Annotated in this window: 2 protein-coding genes; both read left to right on the forward strand. The window is 77.8% G+C overall.

Annotation, left to right across the window (positions count from 1 at the left end):
* Positions 1-243, forward strand: a 243-nt coding sequence (locus ICW40_RS20215; RefSeq protein WP_221655768.1) for an ATP-binding cassette domain-containing protein, incomplete at its 5' end; no start/stop codon positions are given.
* Positions 240-1237, forward strand: a 998-nt coding sequence (locus ICW40_RS20220) for a hypothetical protein (protein WP_221655769.1), incomplete at its 3' end; no start/stop codon positions are given. The genes ICW40_RS20215 and ICW40_RS20220, both read left to right, overlap by 4 nt.

The raw sequence follows: 1237 nt of genomic DNA on the forward strand, positions 1-1237 counted from the left end.
TCCGGCGGGCAGCAGCAGCGCGTCGCGATCGCACGCGCGCTGGCCGGGTCCCCGCGCCTGCTCGTCGCCGACGAGCCGACGGGTCAGCTCGACACCGAGACAGGCCTGGCCGTGATGTCGCTGATCCGCGCCGTGGTCGAGGCCGAGGGGATGACGGCGATCGTCTCGACGCACGACCCGGTCATGATCGCGCTCGCCGACCGGGCGGTCCGCATCGCCGACGGCCGGCTCGCCGACGCATGACCCGTCGCCGACGCGACGGATGGCCCCTCGCCCTGGTCGACCGCGCCGCCGTCGTCGTGCACCGGGCGCCGACGCAGGTGCCGCTGCTCGCCACCCTGCTCGCCGTCGTCGTCCTCGGCACGACCCTGCTCGGGCTGTGCGCCCTGCTGCTGACCGCCGGCCAGGACTCCGCCCTCGACGCGTCGCTGGGCTCGGCTCCGCCCGAGGACGTCGACGTCCGGATCGACGTCGCCGTCGTGGGCGGGGACCCGGTCGCGGTCGCGACGGAGCTCCGGCAGACCGTCACGGACCGGCTCGGGGACGACACGGTGACGACGGCCTGGGTGACGTCGAGCCTCCGGGCCCTGCCCGGTGAGCCGGTGCGGATGGCGTACCTGGCCGGGCCGACGGACGCCCTGGCGGACCACGCCGAGCTCGTCGCGGGCCGCTGGCCGGCCGAGCGCGTCGGCGACGGGCCGCTCGAGGCGGTGCTGCTCGCGTCGACCGCGTCGCTGCTCGGCCTCGCCCCGGGCGACGAGGTGGCGCTGGGCCGGGTCGCCGCGTCGGTGGCCCAGCCCGAGGGCGGCCGGTCGGACGACGTCGTCACAGTGCGCGTGGTCGGGACCGTGACCGCGACCAGCACCCCGCTCTGGGAGGCGGACCTGCTGGACGGCGGGGGCTTCGACGCCGAGGTCGAGAAGCCCGGGACCTCGGGCCGCGTCCGGCTGCCGGCGTACGGACCGTTCCTCGTCGACGGGGGTGCTCTGCTGGCCGCCGAGGCGGGCGTGACGGGGCTGCACCTCGTGGCCCGCCCCGACCTCGACGGCGCCCGTGGGGGTGAGCTCGCCGACGTCGCGGCGGGGGTCGGGGGCATGCGGCGCGCGGTGGCCGTCGGCCTCGGCGACGACGGCGCCGACGTGCGCGTCATCAGCGCCCTCCCCGCGACCGTCGCGGCCGCGGCGACCCAGCAGACCGTGACCCGCTCGGGGGTGCTCGTCGCGGCGCTCGTCGGGAC

Origin of the sequence: Actinotalea ferrariae (assembly GCF_019733465.1) — a bacterium.
Taxonomy (GTDB): Bacteria; Actinomycetota; Actinomycetes; order Actinomycetales; family Cellulomonadaceae; genus Actinotalea; species Actinotalea ferrariae_A.